Annotated in this window: 20 protein-coding genes; 8 read left to right on the top strand and 12 right to left on the bottom strand. The window is 65.8% G+C overall.

Annotated features, from left to right (window positions below):
- Window positions 1-172: 172 nt before the first annotated feature.
- From BMY90_RS16335 to BMY90_RS16310, 6 genes are all read right to left on the bottom strand, one after another.
- On the bottom strand, window positions 173-541 hold the full coding sequence (locus BMY90_RS16335; RefSeq protein ID WP_008210601.1) for a tlde1 domain-containing protein: 369 nt from the start codon (window positions 539-541) through the stop codon (window positions 173-175).
- Window positions 542-572: 31 nt separating this feature from the next.
- On the bottom strand, window positions 573-1,055 hold the full coding sequence (tssE, locus tag BMY90_RS16330) for a type VI secretion system baseplate subunit TssE (RefSeq protein ID WP_008210600.1): 483 nt from the start codon (window positions 1,053-1,055) through the stop codon (window positions 573-575).
- A gap of 113 nt (window positions 1,056-1,168) precedes the next feature.
- Entirely contained in the window at window positions 1,169-1,672 is a 504-nt protein-coding gene (locus BMY90_RS16325) for an Hcp family type VI secretion system effector (protein WP_008210599.1), read from the bottom strand.
- Between the two features lie 93 nt (window positions 1,673-1,765).
- Window positions 1,766-3,256 (bottom strand): type VI secretion system contractile sheath large subunit, encoded by a 1,491-nt coding sequence (gene tssC, locus BMY90_RS16320; protein WP_092705234.1) that lies wholly within the window; start codon window positions 3,254-3,256, stop codon window positions 1,766-1,768.
- Window positions 3,253-3,759 carry a type VI secretion system contractile sheath small subunit gene (gene tssB, locus BMY90_RS16315; protein WP_008210597.1) on the bottom strand — a complete coding sequence of 169 codons (507 nt, stop codon included), beginning with the start codon at window positions 3,757-3,759 and terminating at the stop codon, window positions 3,253-3,255. Before tssB ends, tssC begins: the two co-directional genes overlap by 4 nt.
- A 42-nt stretch (window positions 3,760-3,801) precedes the next feature.
- Window positions 3,802-4,434: a tetratricopeptide repeat protein gene (locus tag BMY90_RS16310; protein WP_139201783.1), complete on the bottom strand. Its 633-nt coding sequence runs from the start codon at window positions 4,432-4,434 to the stop codon at window positions 3,802-3,804.
- Between the two features lie 415 nt (window positions 4,435-4,849).
- On the opposite strand from BMY90_RS16310, the gene tssJ reads away from it, so the two are divergent.
- From tssJ to icmH, 3 genes are all read left to right on the top strand, one after another.
- Window positions 4,850-5,482 carry a type VI secretion system lipoprotein TssJ gene (gene tssJ, locus BMY90_RS16305; protein WP_175481605.1) on the top strand — a complete coding sequence of 211 codons (633 nt, stop codon included), beginning with the start codon at window positions 4,850-4,852 and terminating at the stop codon, window positions 5,480-5,482.
- A gap of 121 nt (window positions 5,483-5,603) precedes the next feature.
- Window positions 5,604-6,947: a type VI secretion system baseplate subunit TssK gene (gene tssK, locus BMY90_RS16300; protein ID WP_008209983.1), complete on the top strand. Its 1,344-nt coding sequence runs from the start codon at window positions 5,604-5,606 to the stop codon at window positions 6,945-6,947.
- Window positions 6,944-7,705 carry a type IVB secretion system protein IcmH/DotU gene (gene icmH / locus BMY90_RS16295; RefSeq protein ID WP_008209985.1) on the top strand — a complete coding sequence of 254 codons (762 nt, stop codon included), beginning with the start codon at window positions 6,944-6,946 and terminating at the stop codon, window positions 7,703-7,705. Before tssK ends, icmH begins: the two co-directional genes overlap by 4 nt.
- Before the next feature lie 151 nt (window positions 7,706-7,856).
- Here icmH and purD read toward each other — a convergent pair whose 3' ends face one another.
- The 6 genes from purD to BMY90_RS16265 form a co-directional block, all read right to left on the bottom strand.
- The gene (purD, locus tag BMY90_RS16290) at window positions 7,857-9,140 is read right to left on the bottom strand and encodes a phosphoribosylamine--glycine ligase (protein ID WP_008209987.1); all 1,284 of its coding nucleotides are present in this window, start codon (window positions 9,138-9,140) and stop codon (window positions 7,857-7,859) included.
- Window positions 9,141-9,494: 354 nt separating this feature from the next.
- Window positions 9,495-10,862: an AMP-binding protein gene (locus BMY90_RS16285; RefSeq protein WP_037099112.1), complete on the bottom strand. Its 1,368-nt coding sequence runs from the start codon at window positions 10,860-10,862 to the stop codon at window positions 9,495-9,497.
- A 144-nt stretch (window positions 10,863-11,006) separates the two neighbouring features.
- Window positions 11,007-11,579 carry an L-threonylcarbamoyladenylate synthase type 1 TsaC gene (gene tsaC, locus BMY90_RS16280; protein ID WP_092705231.1) on the bottom strand — a complete coding sequence of 191 codons (573 nt, stop codon included), beginning with the start codon at window positions 11,577-11,579 and terminating at the stop codon, window positions 11,007-11,009.
- Window positions 11,579-14,074 (bottom strand): DNA topoisomerase I, encoded by a 2,496-nt coding sequence (locus tag BMY90_RS16275; RefSeq protein ID WP_092705230.1) that lies wholly within the window; start codon window positions 14,072-14,074, stop codon window positions 11,579-11,581. The genes tsaC and BMY90_RS16275 overlap by 1 nt, the downstream gene beginning before the upstream one ends.
- Window positions 14,075-14,244: 170 nt before the next feature.
- Window positions 14,245-15,384, bottom strand: coding sequence for a DNA-processing protein DprA (gene dprA / locus BMY90_RS16270; protein WP_092705229.1), 1,140 nt, complete (start codon window positions 15,382-15,384; stop codon window positions 14,245-14,247).
- A 190-nt stretch (window positions 15,385-15,574) separates the two neighbouring features.
- Window positions 15,575-16,702 carry a LysM peptidoglycan-binding domain-containing protein gene (locus BMY90_RS16265; RefSeq protein ID WP_008214009.1) on the bottom strand — a complete coding sequence of 376 codons (1,128 nt, stop codon included), beginning with the start codon at window positions 16,700-16,702 and terminating at the stop codon, window positions 15,575-15,577.
- 222 nt (window positions 16,703-16,924) lie between these two features.
- Here BMY90_RS16265 and def point away from each other — a divergent pair, with 222 nt between their 5' ends.
- The 5 genes from def to rsmB all read left to right on the top strand — a co-directional run bounded on the left by def (window position 16,925) and on the right by rsmB (window position 20,540).
- On the top strand, window positions 16,925-17,428 hold the full coding sequence (gene def / locus BMY90_RS16260; RefSeq protein WP_008214010.1) for a peptide deformylase: 504 nt from the start codon (window positions 16,925-16,927) through the stop codon (window positions 17,426-17,428).
- Window positions 17,425-18,393: a methionyl-tRNA formyltransferase gene (gene fmt / locus BMY90_RS16255; RefSeq protein ID WP_092705228.1), complete on the top strand. Its 969-nt coding sequence runs from the start codon at window positions 17,425-17,427 to the stop codon at window positions 18,391-18,393. Before def ends, fmt begins: the two co-directional genes overlap by 4 nt.
- Window positions 18,394-18,598: 205 nt before the next feature.
- Window positions 18,599-18,847 carry a type II toxin -antitoxin system TacA 1-like antitoxin gene (locus BMY90_RS16250; RefSeq protein WP_092705227.1) on the top strand — a complete coding sequence of 83 codons (249 nt, stop codon included), beginning with the start codon at window positions 18,599-18,601 and terminating at the stop codon, window positions 18,845-18,847.
- Window positions 18,844-19,248 (top strand): type II toxin-antitoxin system VapC family toxin, encoded by a 405-nt coding sequence (locus tag BMY90_RS16245; RefSeq protein WP_008214015.1) that lies wholly within the window; start codon window positions 18,844-18,846, stop codon window positions 19,246-19,248. The genes BMY90_RS16250 and BMY90_RS16245 overlap by 4 nt, the downstream gene beginning before the upstream one ends.
- Window positions 19,245-20,540, top strand: coding sequence for a 16S rRNA (cytosine(967)-C(5))-methyltransferase RsmB (rsmB, locus tag BMY90_RS16240; RefSeq protein ID WP_092705226.1), 1,296 nt, complete (start codon window positions 19,245-19,247; stop codon window positions 20,538-20,540). Before BMY90_RS16245 ends, rsmB begins: the two co-directional genes overlap by 4 nt.
- Window positions 20,541-20,574 lie beyond the last annotated feature (34 nt).

Here is a 20,574-nt window from a genome sequence, read left to right as displayed (position 1 = left end):
TTCTCAAGGGTTTCCGGACACCTGCGTGCCCCTCAGCTTGGCTCGACTTCCGATCTTTGATGCCTGGGGGAATATTCGTTTGTCAGCACCCTGGGGGACGAGGCAAATCCTGGCTGGTCGACCACGCATGACGAGTGTCAGCCCGAATGCGGGGTCGGCCGCAGCCCATATCTCATGGCACCACGACCAAAGCCTTGTCGCCACTGTGCAACATCAGCTGGCGAATGTTGTAGGAGGCAACGATGCCGCCCTCTGACGAATCGCCGACATGCCCGGAATCATCGCCGTGAATCAGGAACCGGGAACGCCCGTACATTCGATTCTTCGAATCGTGGGTGAGCCGAAGCGAATTCTTGCCGGCGGCCGAGTCATCAACAAAATGGCTAGCGATGGTATATCGGCCTTGCGGCAACGGCCCTTCCTTCGAATGGATCTGCGCGTGAGGCACGTTGCGGCACTTTCCCTTGCCCGCATAGCCGGTGCCCACGTTCATCCCATCGTGATCGATCACACCGGTCGATTGATGATAAGTCCATGTCATGTCTGGTCTCCTTTGTCGTGATCTATCGAGGTCATGCTGCCGCACGCCGGTTGCGACTGACCGAGTACTGCAGCGTGGTGGGTTGCAGCAAGGCGTCGAAATTGATCGGTTCGCGCGATGGGTGCACCACCAGCAGGGCGCTGATGGAAAAGCGCAGTGCTCCGGTGGTGCGCTGGCCCTGGTCCAGCAGCACGCGGACATTGGTCAGGCGCGGCTCGTGCCGGGATATCGCCAGTTCCAGCGAGTGACAGATGAACGCACGGTCGTCCGAACTGGCCAGGCTGCGTCCGGAGAAATCATGGATGCCATAGGTGGCAAGCGAGCGCTGGCAGTGGGGGAAGCGCTTGAGCACGTCCTCGGCCACCACGAAGCGGTTGTTCAGCAGACCTTCGACGTCACGCGCCACCGAATCCTTGAATTCCTCGTTCGACAGTCGCTTGACCATGCCGTACGCGGCTTCGCGCGGTGCGTCATCGAACAGCTTGTCCAGCAGGCTCGGCTCGAAGCCTTTCATGATCCGATTCCTCCGCCGGGCCGTGGCGGGCCGCCGACGAACTGTCGGAAACTTTCCGCCCGAATCAATGTGGTGTCGCGGATGACCGCGACACCACACCATCCGTCAAACGATCAGACGTTGTAGGTCTTGTCGTTCTTGGTCAGGCTCCAGGCACCCTGCGAGCTGCCACCCTGGCCGCCGCCGATCTTCTGCTGGGTGTAGCGCCACTGCACGGCGGCGTACTTCAGCGCGAACGTTTCGGTGGGCAGGCCTTCGGTCTGCACCGACGGCGTCACGCTGGCCACGATGACCTTCTTCAGCAGGATCTCCAGGTACTTCACGCGCTTGCCTTCACCATCGGCACGCATGAAATCGATCGTCACCTCGTCGAAGGTGGTGCCGCCGGAGCACGACTGGAACAGCTGCGGGCTGACCACGTCGATGTCCTTGGTGAACACCATGTCGCCATGCTCGCAACGCTCGGCAGTGAAACCGCCCGAGGTGGAAGCGGTGGCCGACTTCGGCTGCGCGATGTGATGGGTCCAGGAGCTGGCCTCGATCCATTGCGGGTGATCCTTGTCCTGCGATTCACCCTTGATGGCCGGATTGCCGAACTTGATGTAGATGTCCTTCATGATTTCATCCTTGACGGAAAGTGGATAGTGAGGGTTGGAACTTCACGCGTACCCGACAGGAGGTACGCGCTTCTTGCAGTTCGGCTGGAGCGATCAGCTCTTCACCGAGGAAGGCAGCTCCGCCACGAGCCGCAGCGATACCGAAAGCTCGTCGAGCTGGTAATGCGGACGCAGGAAAGCCACCGCGCGGTAGGCACCGGGGCGGCCCGGCACCTCCGACACCTGGATGGATGCTTCACGCAACGGGAACTGGGCCTTGGCTTCCTGCGTTGCGTTGTCATCCAGCAGTACATACTGGGTGATCCAGCGGTTGAGGAACGATTCCACGCTGGAGGTCGAGGCGAAGCTGCCGATCTTGTCGCGCATCATCGCCTTCAGGTAGTGCGCCACTCGCGACACCGCGAAGATGTACTGCAACTGTGCGGAAAGCGCCGCATTGGCATTGGCCGCATCGGTGTTGTACTTGCGCGGCTTCTGCACCGATTGCGCACCGAAGAACGCCGCGTAATCGGTGTTCTTGCAATGCACCAGCGGGATGAAGCCGAGGTCGCTGAGTTCCTTCTCGCGACGGTCGGTGATGGCAATTTCGGTGGGGCACTTGAGCGCCACTTCGCCGTCGTCCGTGCGGAAGGTGTGGGTGGGCAGGTCCTCGACCAGGCCACCACCTTCGACACCGCGGATTGCCGCACACCAGCCAAAGTCTTCGAAGGCGTGGGTGAGACGCGCACCGAAGGCGTAGGCGGTGTTGCACCACAGGTACTTCATGTGGTCGGTGCCGTCCACGTCCTCGACGAAGTTGAAACCCTCGACCGTGGTGCCATCCTTCGGGTTGTAGGGCAGGCGACCGAGGAAGCGCGGCAGGGTGAGGCCGACGTAGCGCCCGTCCTCGGATTCGCGCAGCGATTTCCACTTGGCGTATTCGACCGTATCGAACACCTTGGCCAGGTCGCGCGGCTTGCCAAGGTCGGCAAAGCTTTCCAACCCCATCAATTCGGGCGCGGCCGCGGAAATGAACGGCGCATGGGCAGCGGCCGCGACGTGCGACATCTGCTCCATGAAATACATGTCCTCGGGCTGCCGGCCAATCTGGAAATCGCCCAGCAGGGCCCCGAACGGTGCACCGCCGAAGGTGCCGAATTCTTCCTCGTAGACCTTCTTGAACAACGTGCTCTGGTCGAAGTCGAGCGCGGACTTGAAGTCGCGGTTCAGTTCCTTCTTCGACGCGTTGAGCACCTTGATCTTCATCATGGCGCCGGTGGAGGTCTGCTCGCACAGGTAATGCAGGCCGCGCCAGCTGGACTCGAGCGCCTTGAACTCGGCGGCATGCATCACCGCGCTGAGCTGCTCGGAAATCATCTGATCGAGCTCGGCCACACGGGCGTCGAGGGTCCGGTTGAGGTTGTCGGAGACGACCACGGTGCCGCTCATCACCTCGCGAGCCAGCTCGGAGATGATGTCCTTGGCACGCTGGTGTTCTGCGCCGGACTTGGCGACGCGGCTCTGTTCGACGATCTGGTCGAGCAGGCCATCGCCTTCGACGACTTCGGCCTGTTTGACGGCGCTACCCGCAGCTTCGGTGTTCATGCCTGATCCTCGCCTGCTTCGACACCCAGCTGCTTGAGCTTCTCGGTGTTGGTGAGCACATCGTTGAGGATGTCCTCAAGCTTCTCGTTGCCGGCCAGCTTGTTGCGCAGATCGGCCAGCTTGCTGCGGGCCTCGAGCAGTTTGCGCAACGGCTCGACCTGCTGCACCACGGCTTCCGGGCGGAAATCGTCGATCGACTTGAACTTCAGCTCGATGCCGAATTCGCCTTCGCCGCCGATGGTATTGGGCACGCGGTAGGTGGCGCGCGGCGCCATGCCCGACATCACGTCATCGAAATTGTCGAGATCGATATTGACGAACTTGCGATCGCGCAGACGCGGCAGGGCCTGTTCGGGGTTGCCGCTGAAATCGCCCAGCACGCCCGCGACGAAGGGCAGTTCCTTCTGTTCGATGGCATCGCCCTTCTCCACCTCGTAGGTCAGCTGAACACGAGGTGGACGCACCTTCTGCAGGCGCTTCTGGATGCTTTCCTTCTTGGCCATGAGTATCTCTCCGATGATGGGCCTGTAGCGGGTAGCTCGGTGTCAGAGGCTGCCGCCAGGCAATGCCTGGAACGGGTTGTCACTGGCCGGGGCGGATGGAGCGGACGCAGGAGCGGGAGCCGCTGCGGGACGGGGTGCCGGCGCGACATGCCGACTGACGCGACGCCGAACGGGCTTGCGCTCGACCGGCTTGGCCTCGGGTGGTACCAGCACGCTCTGGCCGAGTGTCTCGCGCATTTTCGCGGCGAGCTTCTCGGCTTCGACATGCGCCGGCCCTTGCTGATTGGACTCGTCGTGCAGGCGTCCAAGGGCCTGCACGGCCACGCGCAGGCCCGCCACGGTGAGAATGCTCTCGGCATTGCTGTCGGACGGATTGCGTTGCAGCACTTCCTGCGCATCGACGATGGCACGGCCGTAGTTCTGCTGATCGAAGTTGATCTGGGCGAGGCGATACCAAGGATTCTCGCGCGTGGGGTCGGCGGCGGCCGCCTTGCTGTAAAGCGCCTTGGCGCCGTCGACATCCTGTGCGTTGTAGCGGGCATCGGCCTGCTGCATCAGCTGGTCGTAGGGATGCACGGCAACCGGCTTGGTCTTGGACCGATGCAGCATGCTGCATCCGGCAAAGGCGGGAATCAGCAGCGGCAACATCGCGGCACGTACGTGAGCCATCTTCACCGGTAAATCTCCATGTCATCCCGTATTGACGACGTCGCGGCACCTCGTGAAAGGCGCTCCAGATGCGACGGTATTCGGCCGACTTTCTATACGAGTACGCATGGTGATGCAACCCGCAATCCGCGGAAACGCAAGCCAGTTATCACAATCTGCCGATGTGTTGTTTCAACATGAAGAAAATTGCACTCATCGCCTTTATGATGATGCTGCGACTGCGTTTGCAGAGTGCAGGAGACCCGCAGCGCACGGCCGGAATCGATCGACGGCAACTCACGGGGAGCCCGATTCATACAGCGTTGTCAGGGATCGACTACAACACGTCGCGCTGTTCCCTGTGAAAATTCCACGGACATTTTTCGCATACATGGACATGCACTTCCCTCCCCGCCGCCTCCTTCACTGTCTTGCCGCATCGATGGTCCTGCTGCTCGCTGGCTGCGCCAGCAGTGGCGGCTCGATGCCGTCGTCGGCCAGCAATACGGCGAGCCAGGTCGATGATGCAGCAACCCAGGCGAACGCCACGACCGGCACGATCGAGCGGATGATGCAGGCGGTCGGCCTGGCCAAGCCCGCGCCACCCGCGCCCACCGAACAGCAATTGCCCCTGCGCATCTTCACTGCGCAGAACCTCAACGCGGGCCGGAGCCGCAAGGCGCTGGCGCTGGTGGTGAAGGTGTACCACCTGCGTTCGCTGGAGCGGTTCAAGCAGACACCGTTCGACGACTTCCTCGACAAGAGCAAGACCCAGGCGGCGCTGGGCGATGACCTGATCGACAGTCGCGAGATGCTGCTGCTGCCGGACCAGCGTTACATCAGCACCGAACACATGCCGCTGGATACGCGCTACCTCGCTTTCGTGGCGCTTTTCCGCGCGCCGGCGGCGCAACGCTGGCGTTTCGCCTACGACGTGAAGCGTTCGACTGCCAGCGGCATCACCTTGGGCGTGCATGCCTGCGCAATGTCATCCACGGCCGGCGCGCTGGTCACCGAGCTGCCGGACAATCCGGGCTCGCTGGCCTCCGTGCATTGCCCGAAGCCGGGCTCATGAGCGCGCATTTGCCCCATCACGCCGTGCTGCAAGCCACGCTTGCCGACGGCACTTGCCATGGATCGGCGCGGCACGCAGTCGCCCGCATCCACGTCAACCCACGGATCAGGACGAGGCTCACGTGAGTCAAGCAGCCAAGCTATTCTGGGGCGAGGGATTGTTCCTTCGCCCGCAACATTTCCAACGCCAGGACGCCTATCACGAGTCGCGTCTGCACGAGACCAGCCAGGCGCTGCACCCGTACGGCTGGGGCGTGCGCCAGCTGCGTTTCGACAACCAGAGCCTGGCGACCGGCACGCTGCGCCCGTTGCAGGTGTCGGTGGTCTTCCCCGATGGCGAGCTGTACACCGCCCCGGATGCCGACGAACTGCCGCCGCCGATTTCGCTGGACAGCCTGCCGCCGGGCACGCAGGAAGTCACCATCTATCTCGCCCTGCCGCTGCTGAAGGAATACGGCGGCAACTGCGCGCGCGACGCCACCGATGCCACCGCCCGTTACGTGCAGAACGACGTGGCCACCGCCGACGTCTATTCCGACGCCGCGGAAGCGGAGCTGGCCTACCTGAAGAAATCGGTGCGCCTGCTCACCGACGATCAGTCGCGCGACGCCTACGTCACGGTGCCGCTGATCCGGCTGCGCCGCAGCAGCACCGGCAGCTTCGAGGCCGATGCGCACTACGTGCCGCCCTCGGTAAGCCTGCGCGCATCACCCACCCTGTTCCTGCAACTGCGGCGCCTGCTCGACGCACTGCAGGCGAAGGCGCAGGCACTGATCGGCCTGCATCGCGAACCCTCGCAAAACATCATCGAGTTCCGCTCGGGTGACATTGCCTCGTTCTGGCTGCTGCACACCGCCAATGCCGCATTCGCGGCGCTGGCGCACCTGTACCAGCATCCGGGCCTGGCACCCGAACGATTGCACCAGGAACTGCTGCGGCTGGCCGGCTCGCTGCTGACGTTCTCGCCGGCGCACCAGCTTTCCGACCTTCCCGCATACAACCACGCCGAGCCCGGCCCCGGCTTCGACAAACTGTTCAAGATCATCCGCGAACTGATCGACACGGTGATTTCCGCGCGCTACTTCGGCATCAGCCTGACCGAGGTTCGCCCGTCGTACCACCTGGGCCGGATCGACTCGCAACGCATCGACGAGAAGTCCGCGTTCTATCTCGCCGTGGGCGCGGCCATGCCGGCCGCCGAACTGGTCAGCGTGGTGCCGGTGCGCTTCAAGATCGGCGCCCCCGACGACGTGGAGAAAGCCGTGCTGTCGGCGCTCCCCGGTGTCAGCCTCAGCCATTCGCCGCAGATTCCCGCGGCCATCCCGGTGCGCCCCGGCAGCACCTACTTCGCGGTCGAGGCGCGCGGCCCGCTCTACGAGCGCATGCTGAAATCGCAATCGATCATGATCTACGTGCCTTCGGGCATCCCCGAACTCAAGCTTGAACTGATCGCACTCACGCCATGACGGACAACCGCACGCCCCAACCCGCCGCCACGCCTGCCGCCCCGGCCGCCGGCGCACCGCGCAGCCTGCTCGACCTGATGTCGGACGGCTTCTACATGCTGCTGCTGATCAAGCGTGGCCAGGTGCCGCTGGCCGAGCAGCCGTTCGCCGACGCGGTGCGCCAGTTCCTGGCCAACATGGAACGCAACGCCAGCCGCGAGGGCATCCCCGCCGAGGATGTCCATGCTGCCAAGTACGCCTATTGCGCCGTGGTGGACGAGGCCATCCTCGGCTCCACCTGCAGCTTCCGCGAGGAGTGGGCGCGCAAGCCCCTGCAGCTGGCGCTGTTCGGCGACCACCTGGCCGGCGAGAATTTCTTCGTGCGGCTGGAACAATTGCGTGCCCAGGGCGCCGCACGGCTGCAGTCGCTGGAGGTGTGCTACTTCTGCCTGCTGCTCGGCTTCGAGGGCAAGTACCGCCTGGAAGGCAGCGAGAAACTCGGCTATCTCACCGCACGCCTGGGCGACGAGATCGTCTACCTGAAAGGCAAGCGCACCGGCTTTGCGCCGCACTGGGCGCCACCGGATCGCGTCGCCAATGTCCTGCGCCGCACCGTCCCGTTGTGGGCTGCCGCCGCCGTGCTGGTCGTGGCCGGGCTTATCGGTTACTTCTCGCTGCACGTGGCGCTGCAGAAGGACACCACCCATCGCCTGGCCGCCTACCACGACCTGGTGCAAATGCCGGCGCGCACCGCCAGCCTGACCATCACGCTGCCCTGATTTTCCACGCCTCGATCACCGGGGCGGCGGCGTTCCGTTCAAGCAAACGCCGCCATCTGGACGTCTATCCGCCCAGATGAAATTCTGTCGTTGCGCGATCAAGACAAAGCGCACAAGCAAACTCGTACCTTGCCGCCGCGCCGGTGAATTCCTACGACCGATGCAATGCCCGGTGCGCAATATCGCGCCGGCAGAACGCGCCGTCGAAACGGATCTTCTCCACGGCGGCATAGGCGTTTTCGCGCGCAGTGGCGATGTCCGTGCCGAGCGCACAAACCGTGAGCACGCGACCGCCCGCCGTCACCACGCGCCCTTGCGCATCGAGCTTCGCCCCGGCGTGGAAGACCTTGGCGTCGGGTCCAAAATCGCCGTCGAGGCCGTCGATCACGTCGCCGCTCTTCACCTTGCCGGGATAGCCGCCGGCGGCCATCACCACGCCCAGCGACGGGCGCACGTCCCATTGCGCGCGAGTGTGGTGCAGCTCGCCATCGAGCGCGGCCTCGATCAGTTCGACCAGGTCGGACTTCAACCGCAACATGATCGGCTGGGTTTCCGGATCGCCGAAGCGCACGTTGAACTCGATGACCTTGGGGTTGCCCTGCTTGTCGATCATCAGGCCGGCGTAGAGGAAGCCGATGAACGGTGCTCCCTCGACGGCCATGCCGCGCAAGGTGGGTTCGATCACCTGCTTGAGGATGCGCTGCTCGACCTCGGGCGTGACCACCGGCGCGGGCGAGTACGCGCCCATGCCACCGGTGTTGGGACCGAGATCGCCTTCGTCGCGGCGCTTGTGATCCTGGCTGGAAGCCATCGGCAGCGCGTGCTGGCCGTCGCTCATCACGATGTAGCTGGCTTCCTCGCCGTCGAGGAATTCCTCGATCACCACGCGGGCGGAGGCATCGCCGAAGGCGTGCGCACCGAGCATGTCGTGCAGTGCCAGCTCGGCGTCAGACTGGGTCAACGCCACCACCACGCCCTTGCCGGCGGCCAGGCCATCGGCCTTGATGACGATCGGTGCGCCGTGCTTGCGCACATGGGCCAGCGCGGGTTCCAGCTCGGTGAACACGGCGTAGTGCGCCGTCGGGATGTTGTGGCGGAGCAGGAAATCCTTGGCGAAGGCCTTGGAACCTTCCAGCTGTGCGGCAATCGCGCGCGGCCCGAAAATGCGCAGGCCGGCGCCACGGAACTTGTCCACCACGCCGGCCACCAGCGGCACTTCGGGGCCGACCACGGTCAGGCCGATCTTCTCGTCCTGCGCCAGCTTCAGCAGGCCGTCGAGATCGGTCACGGCCACATCGGCGTTGCGCACGCCACGCTCGCGCGCGGTGCCGGCATTGCCTGGCGCCACGATCACCTCGTCGACGCGTCGCGACTGCTTGAGTTTCCACGCCAGCGCGTGTTCGCGACCGCCGTTGCCGATGACCAGGACTTTCATGAGGTGGACTCCGAAGGGTTGCCGCGTGGATGGCTGGCTATTGTAACGGCAGAACGACGGCCTTCCTTGTCGATCGCGCGGAATGCAGCAAGACGGCGACTCGACATTCGAGTGCGAGTACCTATCCCGCTCGTCATCCCGGCGAAGGCCGGGATCCAGTGGCGGTTACGCCTGCTCAGGCCGTACAGCCACTGGATTCCTGCCTTCGCAGGAATGACAGGCAAAAACCGATTTCGACATGTGCCACACGCGACTGCGGGAGTTCGAAGTTATTCCAGACAGCGGCGTGCAAGGCCCGAATGACGCGCCGGAGCGTGGTGCCGGTACGCGTTCCGCAGGACTGCGAAGGCAGCGTTAGCCGAGCAAGGCCAGCAGCTCGGCACGCGGCAGCTTGCCGGTCTCGTTGCGTGGCAACGCCTCGACCCGGCGCAGTCGACGTGGCAGGAACACCGGATCGACCGACTGGCGCAAGGCATCGAGGATGGCCGCCTCGTCCAACGCCGGCGCCACGGCCAGCGCGGCGATGCGGCGCACGCCGATGGCATCGGCGTCCTCAAGCTGGAATACCACGCCGTCCTGTACGCCAGGCACGGCCAGCAGGCGACGGGTGAGATCGCCCAGCGACGCGCGCTTGCCGGCGATTTCCAGCAGGTCGGCATGGCGGCCGCACAGGCGGAAGCGGCGCCCCTCGTCATGCAACGTGACGATGTCGGCCAGCGTGGCCGGCATGTCGAGCTGTGGTGCCTCGATGCGGGTGCCATCCGGCTGCGGGTGCAGATGGACGTCCGGATACAGCGTCCAGTCTTCGTCGGCAGTGAGCCGTCGACTGGCAAACGCGCATGTCTCGGTGGAGCCGAACACTTCCAGCAGCGGCGCGCCAAAACGTTGCTCGGCCGCCCGCGCCAAGGCCGGCGGCATGGCCGCCGTGGCCGACAACACGGCCGCCAGCGGCGGCAATTCGACACCGGATTCGACCAGCGCGCGCAGGTGCACCGGAGTGGTCACCAGCACGCGCGGTGCCGGCACCTCGGCCAATGCAGCAGCCACATCGGCGGGAAAGAACGGCCGCCCCGCATGGACGGCCACCGCACCCAGCAGCGGCAGCAGCACCGACATCTCGATGCCGTAGGTATGTTGCGGCGGCACCGTGGCCACCACGGCAAACGCCGGGCCGGCCACGGCATGCAGCATCGCCAGGTTGCCCGCCGTGCTGGCATGCAGGTTGCGCCAGCTCTTGGCATTGGCTCGGGGCGTGCCGGTGGAACCGGAGGTATAGCCGACCGTCACCGTCTGCGCGGCGGGAATCGCCGGCGCGACAGCGGTTGCCAGCGTTGCCGCCCCGGTCTCCAGCAGCGGCAATGGCAGGTAGCCCAAGGGCGCCGGCTGCAGCGCTTGCTCGCCCAACGCATAGCAGCCGGGATGGGCCGCCATGACCTCATCGACCGCCTGTGGCGCGCGCGAGGGCGGTAGCAGGTTGGCCTGGCCGCGGCGCGCAAGGGCACAGAAAGAAACGAGAAAAGCGTAGCGGTCCTCGCACAGGTTCACCGCGGACGGCGCGTCGGGCAATCGTGCGGCCACCTGTTCCACGTGATCGAGGAACTGTGCCGCGCTCACCGCCACACCATCACGCCAGGCCAGCGTGCGTTGCGGATCGGCCATGGCCAGCAGCGGCAGCATCTGGGCTGCCTCGTCGTATTGACAGGTGTCTTGAACAATCGCCAAGCCGAGCTCCCGTATGCCCATGGAACGACCGCCCTTTTATCCCGGCAAGGATGAACGGCCGTCGCACGCCGAGGAAAAGATGATGCGAGGTTCCCCATCCTCGCTGCCACCGCTGAATCGCAACCGACTCGCCGCGCGTGGCGTTCAGGCGCGAATGACAGCGCCCGTCAACGCATCGCGAATCGTGGAGGGCCGGGTCTGTTCGCCCAAAGGCGCATCCAGCACGCCATCCAGCGCGTCACCGAAATAGTCGACCACGGTCTGCGCCGAGCGCGCCGAAGGTTCGCCATGCGGATTCGCACTGGTCGACACCAGCGCGCCACCAAACGCACGACACAGTGCGGCGGAAGGCTCGTGCGCGGTGATCCGCAGCGCGATGCCGGCATGTCCGCCGGCGACCCAATCAGGCACCTCTGCCGTGCGCGGGAAGATCCAGGTGTACGGCCCGGGCCAGCTCTGGCGCACCTGCGCCAGCACGTCGGCCGGCACCGCCGCCAGATCGATATAGCGCTCGATTTGCCCGAAGTCCGCCGCGATCAACAGCACGCCCTGGGTTGGCGGGCGCTGCTTCAACGCGAACAGCGCGTCGAACGCACGGCGGTCATGCGGATCGCAACCGAGGCCATAAACCGCTTCGGTCGGATAGGCCAGTACCCCGCCGCTGCGCAACAGCGCGGCGGCGGCATCCAGTTGCCCGAGATCGAACCGTTGCAGCATCAGGCGTCGGCCTTGGATGCCGCGGCCTTCTTCGTCGCGGCCTTTTTCGCGGCCGTCTTCCTGGTCGCCGTCTTCTTGGTGGCGGCCTTTTTGCTCGCGGCTTTCTTGGCCGGAGCCTTCGTGGTGGCTGTCTTCTTGGTGGCTGTCTTCTTCGCCACCGTTTTCTTGGCGGCGGTCTTCTTGCCGAAGCGGCCTTTCTTGACCGGCGCGGCAGCCAGCAACTCCACGCACTGCGCCTCGGTCAGCTCCTTCGGCTCCTGTTCCTTCGGGATGCGCGCGTTCTTCTCGCCATCGGTGATGTACGGGCCATAGCGACCGTTGAGCACCTGCACGCCGTTGCCGAAGTCGAGGATGATGCGGTTGGCCAGCATTTCCAGCTTGTCGGCGACCAACTGCAACGCACGCGGCAACTCGATGGTGTACGGGTCGTCCTCGGGCTTGAGCGAGGCGTAGGTGCTGCCCTGCTTCACGAACGGACCGAAGCGGCCGATGCCCACGCTCACTTCGTCGCCGTTGTCCGCGGCACCCAGCTTGCGCGGCAACTTGAACAGTTCCAGCGCATCCTCCAGGGTGATGGTGTGCATGCTCTGGCCGGGACGCAGGCTGGCAAACTGCAGTTTTTCGTCGCTGTCCTTGTCGCCGATCGCGGCATACGGTCCGAAGCGGCCCAGTCGCACGAATACCGGCTTGCCGGTCTTCGGATCGGCACCCAGTTCACGCGCGCCACTGGCTTCGCTGCGGTCAACCGTTTCGGTCTTCTCGTCCACCTGCTGCTTGAACGGCTGCCAGAAGCGCTGCATCAGCGGTATCCAGGCTTCCTCGCCGCGACTCACCGCATCCAGCTCGTCTTCCAGCTTGGCGGTGAAGTCGTAGTCCACGTAGCGGCTGAAATGCTGGGTGAGGAACTTGCCCACCGCGCGGCCCACATCGGTGGGCTTGAAGCGGCGGCTGTCGAGCAGCACGTACTCGCGGTTCAAGAGCACCTGGATGATGCTGGCGTAGGTCGACGGACGGCCGATGCCGTATTCCTCCAGCGCCTTGACCAGGCTGGCCTCGGAATAGCGCGGCGGCGGCTCGGTGAAGTGCTGGTCGGCCAGGATGTCCTGCAGCGGCACCTCCTCACCCTTCTCCAGCTTCGGCAGACGCCGACCCTCGTCCTCGTCATCCGCACTCTTCTGGTCGCGCCCTTCCTCGTACACGGCCAGGAAGCCGGGATCGACCACGGTGGTGCCAGTGGCACGAAACGCGGCATCGCCGCCGGCTGTATGCGGCAAGGCGAAATCCACCGAGACGGTGTTCAACGTGGCGTGGATCATCTGGCACGCCACGGTGCGCTTCCAGATCAGCTCGTACAGCTTGCGCTGTTCGTCGTTGAGGTAAGAAGCCACCTCGCGCGGCGTGCGCATGGCCGAGGTGGGACGCACCGCCTCATGCGCTTCCTGCGCGTTCTTCGACTTGGTCTTGTAGACCTGCGGCGCGTCGGGCAGCGCCTTGTCGCCGAAATCGCGGCCGATCAGCGCACGCAGCTCGGACAACGCATCCTCGGACAGCGCGGTGGAGTCGGTACGCATGTAGGTGATCAGGCCGACATTGCCCTCGTCGCCCAGCGAAACGCCTTCGTACAGTCCCTGCGCGACCTTCATCGTGCGACTGGTGGAGAAGCCCAGCTTGCGCGCGGCCTCCTGCTGCAGCGTGGACGTGGTGAACGGCGCGGCCGGACGGCGCTTGCGCTCCTTCGAGGCCACCTCGCTGACGGTGAGGCGACCGTGCGCGGCCTCCTTCAGCGCGGCGCGCGCGGCCATCGCATCGGCCTCGTTGGTGAGGTCGAACTGCTCGAATTTCTTGCCGTTGAGGCGGGTCAGACGCGCACTGAAATCGCCGTTTGCGTGCTGCAGCCTGGCCTCGACGCTCCAGTACTCGCGCGCCACAAAGGCTTCGATCTCTTCCTCGCGCTCCACGATCATGCGCAACGCCGGGCTCTGCACGCGGCCGGCGGACAGCCCGCGCTGCACCTTGCGCCACAGCACCGGCGACAGGTTGAAGCCGACCAGGTAATCCAGCGCGCGACGAGCCTGCTGCGCATCCACCATGTCGTGGGAAAGCTGGCGCGGTTCGGCCACCGCCGCCTTGATCGCCTTCGGCGTGATCTCGGAGAACACCACGCGATGCATGCGCTTGCCCTCGACCAGGCCACGGTCCTTCAGGATCTCGCTGATGTGCCAGCTGATCGCCTCGCCTTCGCGATCCAAGTCGGTCGCGAGATAGATGTCATCGGCCTGCCTGGCCGCCTTGGCGATCGCGTCGACGTGTTTCTCGTTGCGCTCGATGATCTCGTAAGCCATGGCGAAATCGTGCTCGGTATCCACCGCACCTTCCTTCGGCCTGAGGTCACGCACATGGCCATAGGACGCCAGGACCTGGAAGTCCTTGCCGAGGTATTTGTTGATCGTCTTGGCCTTGGCCGGCGATTCGACGATGAGCAGATTCTTTGCCATGCAGCTGGGGTTCCAAAGGTGGCCGCCGTCGCCGCGCGACGGACGCTTCTATATCTAGTGAGACCACGTCACCGCGCCGACTGTCAAGCCGGGTGACGTGAAAACGCGGTGCCATGCGGCTTGCGGGCCGGCCACACGGACCTCGACCGGCCCCGAACCGGCCCGTTGTGTCAACCGGGAAGGCGCTGGTAGCGGTTGCCCGGAAGGCCTTCGACCACGCCTTCCAGTTCCAGCATCAGCAGCATGGAGGATAGCTCCGCCGGGGCCTGTCCGGTACGTTCGCACAGCACATCCAGCGCGGCCGGGTCGTGCCCGAGGGCTTCGAGCAGGGCCTGATACTGCGGATCGCCGCGCCAGCCGGCCGTATCCGCCGCGCCACGGCCGGCCGATGACTCCCCGACTCCGAGCCGCCGTGCCAGCTCGCAACCCAGCTCGCGCGCCAACGGGACCAGAACTTCCGCCACTTCCTCCGGGGTTTCCACCAGCCGCGCGCCGTCGCGGATCAGCCGATGGCAGCCGTGCGCCTGCGGGTTGTGGATGGAACCGGGCACCGCGAACACCTCGCGCCCCTGCTCGCCGGCCTGCCGCGCGGTGATCAGCGAGCCGGACTGCAAACCCGCCTCGATCACCAGCGTGCCCAGTGCCAACCCGGCGATGATGCGATTGCGCCGAGGAAAATGGTGCGGCCGGGCCGATGTGCCGGGCGGGAATCCGCTGACCAGCGCGCCCTGCTCCACGATGCGCCGCGCCAGGGCGTGGTGCTTGCGCGGGTAGACCCGGTCCGGGCCGGTACCGACCACCGCGATGGTCGGCGCCCCGGCATCCAGCACCGCCGCATGCGCCGCACCGTCGATGCCATCGGCCATGCCGCTGGTGACCACGAAACCCGCCCGGGCCAGCGTTTGGGCGAAATCCCGCGCGATCGCCAGGCCGCCCTGCGTGGCCCGACGCGCGCCCACGATGGCCACCTGCGGCCGCAGCAACAAGCCGGCATCCCCGGCCACGAACAGCGCCGCCGGTGGTTGCGGGATGTTTTCCAGCAAGGGTGGAAAATCCGCCTCGGTGCAGCGCCACAGCCGATGACCGGGCTCGGCCAGCCAGGCCAGGTCCGTGGCCAGCTGTGCTTCGTCCGGCTGCTCCAGCCACGCTGCCGCGGACGCGTCCAATTCGGCCGCCCGGCGACGCAGCCACGCCAGTGCGGCATCGATGCGGCCATCGGCTCCGGCCAGCGCCTCGCGCAGGCCGCCGGCTCCCAGTCCGGGCGTGCGCAAGGCGATCAGCCAGGCACGCGCTTCCTCGTCTTCACTCATGCCGCGCAGTCTACGCGACGACGAAAACGACGACGGCGCGGGATCGCCGCGCCGTCGTGTGGGTGAAGGCTGATGTGGTCACCGCGCGCCTCCCGCTCGCAAGGGAGGCCAAGCAAGAAACCATCAAGCGTGTCGCGAGATTGGCTCCTCACCCCAACCCTCTCCCCGACGGGGAGAGGGAGCAACAGCGTCAGTCGGGCATGCGCAGCTTGTCGCCCATCTTCACCGGACGCAGGCCATCCATCACCAGGCCGTAGCTGACCCGGTCGAAGGTGCGGAACACCATCACGTGACCGATGTATTCGTCGGGCAACTGCACCTTCTTGCCGGTGCCGCGATCCCAGCTGTCGTGCGCCACATCGTCGAAAGTGCGATCGCCGGGCTGCCAGATGGCGAAGGTGGTGCCGTTGTCCACGCCATCCTTCTTGCCGACCGAAAGCGCCACCACCTGGTGCGGGCCCACCGCGGCCATCGCATCGGCGAACGCGATCACGCGACCGTTCGCCGGCAACGTCTTGGGCGCATGCGGGTAGTAGTACGGATCGTAGGCCGGGCCATCCAGCGGCATCACGCGGTCGCCGGCACGGATTTCGCGGTTGGCGTCGAGCAGCAGCAGGGTGGACGGATCGCCACCGCGCAACGTCTCGGCGGTGCCGATCACGGTGACTTCCACGCCGAGATCATCGCCGCGGCCGTAGTGGCCGTCATTGCGGAAATCTTCCGACCACGGCGAACGCACGAGTGCCACATTGCTGTCGAGCAGGTGGCCGGCGATGTCGCTGTCTTCGCCGTTGGAGCCCTTGCCGTCGAAACCGCGGAACACATGCGTGGGCCGCACGATGGCCCAACGCTGGCCACGCTCGGCCTTGAGGCCGCGCACGTAGATGTTCTGGCCCACGGTGCCGCGCAGCTGGTTTTCCTCGAAGCCGACCACGTAGGGCGCCGAACTCACCTCGTTGGAGTTCATCACCCGCATGTCCTTGAGGAACATCTTCAGCTGCGACAGCGGGATCGCCGGGATCGCATTGCCCTCGCGATGCACGCTCGGCTGCAGCGTCAGGTGCGGACCGTTGATGAACGACAGGTTGAGCACGTCACCCGGATAGATCAGGTGCGGATTGCGTACCTGCGGATTCGCCTGCCAGATTTCCGGCCACAGCCAGGGCTTGGACAGGAATTTGGCGGAAATGTCCCACAGCGTGTCGCCGCGGCGAACGGTGTAGGTATCCGGATGGTTGGTGCGCAATTGCGCACCGGCAGCGTAAACAGCCACAGTGACCAGCATGCCGGCCAGCAGCCCGATGGACTTTCTCAACATAAGCGGGAATCCCCCCTCTCCCGGTGTTCGGGCGAGTGTAGCCTAACCTTGACGGGCCGCAACCGGGAACAGTTGGCATAACTGCCTGCCGGACGCGGGCTTGCCGACGTACAATAAGGCACATTCTAGATGGCGTCAGGGCTTCGATTTTAGCGATTCGCCCGCATTTTGACGTCAGGGCCGCGCCAACCCAGCGAGGGCCCCAGCCTTAAGGTGATTTCCATGTCCGTGCTATCCATCCTCGAATTTCCCGACCCCCGCCTGCGCACCAAGGCCGCGCCGGTGACCACGTTCGACGGCACGCTGAAGCAGCTGGTCGCCGACATGTACGAGACCATGTACGCCGCCAACGGCGTGGGCCTGGCCGCCACCCAGGTCAACGTGCACCGGCACCTGCTGGTGATCGACATGAGCGAGGACCGCGACCAGCCGCTGACCCTGATCAATGCCGAGATCCTCGAGAAGGACGGTGCGCAGGTCTACCAGGAAGGCTGCCTCTCCTTTCCCGGCATCTACGCCGACGTCACTCGCGCGCTGAAAGTGAAAGTGAAGGCGCAGGACCTGGACGGCAAGGAATTCATCTACGAGGCCGAGGGCCCGCTGGCCGTGGCCGTGCAGCACGAGATGGACCACCTGGCCGGCAAGGTTTTCGTGGACCACCTCTCGCCGCTGAAGCGCGCGTTGCTGCTCAAGCGCCTGGAGAAGCACCGCAAGGCCAGCGCTTGAGCGCCCCGTTGCGGCTGGTTTTCGCCGGCACGCCCGACTTCGCCGTTCCCTGCCTGGAAGCCTGCCGCGCCAGCGGCGCCGAAGTCGTGGCCGTCTATACCCAGCCCGACCGTCCCGCCGGCCGCGGCCGCAAACTCACGCCCAGCCCGGTGAAGCAGGCCGCGCTCGCCGCCGGCGTGCCGGTCGAGCAACCCGAGTCGCTGAAATCCGTCGAAGCGCAGGCCACGCTGGCCGCCTACGCGCCCGACCTGCTGGTGGTGGTGGCCTATGGCCTGATCCTGCCGCGCAAGGTGCTGGCCATTCCCCGTCTCGGCTGCTGGAACGTGCACGCCAGCCTGCTGCCGCGCTGGCGCGGCGCGGCGCCGATCCAGCGCGCGATCCTCGCCGGCGACAGCGAATCCGGCGTCGACCTGATGCGCATGGAAGCTGGCCTCGACACCGGCCCGGTGCTGCTGGAAATGCGCACCCCGATCAGCCGCGAAGACACCGGCGGCTCACTGCATGACCGCCTCGCCGCGCTGGGCGCCGAAGCGCTGGCCGAAGGTCTGCGTCGCACCCTGTCCGGCGAAGTGCTGGCCGCCACGCCGCAACCCGACGAAGGCGTGATCTACGCGCACAAGCTGGACAAGGCCGAATCGCATATCGATTTCAGCCGCCCCGCCATCGAACTGGAACGCCAGGTGCGCGCGTTCGATCCATGGCCCGGCAGCGATGCCGAGATCGCCGGCGAACGCCTGCGCGTCTGGGCCGCCCACGCCCTCGATATCGCGCACGAAACCGCACCGGGCAGCGTGCTGCACGCCAGTCGCGAAGGCATCGAGATCACCTGCGGCGAAGGCGCCTTGCGCATCACCGCCGTGCAACGCGCCGGCGGCAAGCGCATCAGCGCCGCCGACTACCTCAACGCGCGACCCGAGCTGCGCCAACCAGGCACGCTCTCCCCGCAGGGAAGAGGGCTGGGGTGAGGGGCGGGTGCTCGCCATGAACTCCATGGATTCGGCTTTTGTGGGTTTTGTCGCAACTGACCGAGCCGTTTCGTCCGCCCGCCACCCACCCTGCGGACCTTTTCCTGCACCCTCCCCGCCGCGTCACAGGGCACTCGGAAGAGCAGCGCGCCGCCGCCACGTGATGTACGGTACAATACCGTACATCGCTCTCGCGAGATTCGTCATGACCGCTAATGCCGACCGCCTCGACCTGCGCCTCAGCGCCGAGGACAAGGACCGCTTGCGCCGTGCCGCCGCACTGCGTGACGTGCCGCTGGCCGCCTTCGTCCGCGAGGCCGCCCTGCGTGAAGCCGATATCGTCATCGTTCACCCGCCCAAAGCAGCGCGCGGCAGCCTGGCGGAGCGCCTGCGCGGACGTGCCGGCTCGCGGCTGAGTACCGACGCCATCATGCAGCTCACCCGCGGTGCATGAAGCGCATCCTGGTAGATGCCAACGTCCTGCTGGACGTGCTCACCGACGATCCGCAGTGGTACGGCTGGTCGGCGAGCCAGCTGGACGCTGGCGCGGCCCACGCCGAGCTATGCATCAACCCCATCATCTACGCGGAAATCTCGGTCGGTTTCGAGCGTATCGAAGCGCTGGACGATGCCTTGTCGCCCGATGCCTTCACCCGGCTGGAACTGCCGTGGGAAGCAGGCTTCCTCGCCGGCAAAGCCTTCCTGAACTACCGGCGGGCCAAGGGTAGCCGCACATCGCCACTGCCGGATTTCTACATCGGCGCGCATGCCGCCATCGAAGGCATGGCGCTGTTGACGCGCGATGCCAAACGCTTCCGAACCTACTACCCCAAGCTGGAACTCATCAGCCCGTGACCGACACCCGCGCCCTCGCCGCCCAAGCCCTCGCCGAGATCGCCCTCAAGGGCGCTTCGCTGCGCGACGCCATGGAGCGCCACGCGCGCAAGCTTCCCGATTCGCGCGACCGTGCCTTGTTGATGGCGCTGCTCAGCGAAGGGGCGCGCTGGTGGCTGCGTTTCGATCCCGCGCTGGATCGCCTGCTGGAAAAGCCGTTGCGACAGAAGGAACCGGTGGTGCATGCGCTGCTGGTACTGGGGCTGGTGCAACTGGAGATTCTCGGCCTGCAAGATTACGCCGCCGTCGCGGCCACCGTCGAAGCCACGCGGGCATTGAAGAAGCCGCGCCTGGCCGGGTTGGTCAATGCGGTGCTGCGCCGCTGGCAACGCGAACGCGAAAGCCTGCTAAGCACGCTCGACGTCGATCCACGCACTCGCCATGCACATCCCGCGTGGCTGGCCACGGCCATCACCCGGGACTGGCCGGCACAGGCCGACACCGTGATGGCTGCCGACAACTGCGAGCCGCCGTTGATGCTGCGCGCGAACCGTCGCTTCGGCAGCCGCGAGGCCTTGCTTGAGCGCCTGCGTGTGGACGACCAGACGGCCACTGCCCACGACTGGCTGGCCGACGGCATCGTGCTGCCGCACAGCGTGGACGTGACCCGCCTTCCCGGTTTCGACGACGGCGCGTTCGCCGTGCAGGACGGCGCGGCACAGGTCGCCGCCGACCTGGCCGAGCTGCGTGACGGCCTGCGCGTGCTCGATGCCTGCGCCGCTCCCGGCGGCAAGGCCTGCCATCTGCTTGAGCGTGCCGACATCGACCTGACCGCACTCGAATTCGACGCGGCTCGAACCGAGCGCATCCGCCAGAACCTGATGCGGTTGCGGCTGAACGCGAAACTGGTGATGGGCGACGCGGGTGCTCCCAAGGGTTGGTGGAAAGGCCTGCCCTTCGATCGCATCCTGATCGACGCACCCTGCTCGGCCACCGGCGTGCTGCGCCGCCGCCCCGATGTGCGCCTGCACCGCCGCGGCAGCGACATTCCCGCACTGGTGGCGCAGCAGCAGCGCATCCTCGCCGCGTTGTGGCCGCTGCTGGCACCGGGCGGGCGGCTGCTCTACATCACCTGCTCGCTGTTGCGCGCCGAGAACGAAGGCGTGATCGCGCCTTTCCTCGCCGCACACGCGGATGCGAAAGCGATACCGTTCGAACTGCCCGTGGGCCAGGCCGCCGCCGTGGGCTGGCAGATCCTGCCCGGCGATGGCGATCTCGACGGCATGTACTATGCCGCCATCGAGAAATCCTGAAGCCGTTTCCGGCCGCAGCGCGCCCTCCCGCTTC

Source organism: Rhodanobacter glycinis, from assembly GCF_900114325.1.
GTDB lineage: Bacteria > Pseudomonadota > Gammaproteobacteria > Xanthomonadales > Rhodanobacteraceae > Rhodanobacter_A > Rhodanobacter_A glycinis.
Note: the sequence above shows the minus strand (reverse complement) of the source record. Positions and strands in the feature narration are given on the sequence as shown.